This is a genomic window from Capnocytophaga canis (assembly GCF_000827555.1).
GTDB classification, from domain to species: domain Bacteria; phylum Bacteroidota; class Bacteroidia; order Flavobacteriales; family Flavobacteriaceae; genus Capnocytophaga; species Capnocytophaga canis.
Window position 1 is genome coordinate 1 of sequence record NZ_CDOI01000207.1, and the last position, 458, is coordinate 458.

Consider the following 458-nt stretch of genomic DNA (forward strand, 5'->3'; position numbering starts at 1 on the left):
GCTCCATACTCTGAATGCTCTGTGTTGATATCCGTATGATACAATTCCATACGATTCGAATTATCTTTGATAATCTCTTGATAATTTCTATTCTCTTGGAATAATATCGCCCTCGTATCACTCGCATCTGTCAACTCAACAAACTTAACCATCATCCTATCAGCCTCATCATAACGTTCCGCCGATTTTAACGAAAGTGAATAACGGTAGTAGTATTCTGGTTCGATTTTGTATTCTGAATTGGCAAATAATTGTTCATACCAAACCAATGCTGCCGTATAATCAGCATTGAAATAATACGAATTGCCCAAACGCTCCAACAACTCCTGATTCACAAAACCCTTCTTAGCTATACTTTCGTATATCTTAATAGCATCTACATAAGCATAATTCTGATACAAATCATTCGCCTTCTGTAATTCCTTTTCCTGTGCAAAAATATTTGCCGTTATTCCTAA

General features: G+C 36.0%; 1 protein-coding gene. It reads right to left on the reverse strand.

All coding sequences use genetic code 11. The features are described from left to right. A partial coding sequence (locus CCAND38_RS12055; RefSeq protein WP_042345497.1) for a tetratricopeptide repeat protein occupies positions 1 to 452 on the reverse strand: 452 nt, incomplete at its 3' end. Positions 453 to 458: the final 6 nt, after the last annotated feature.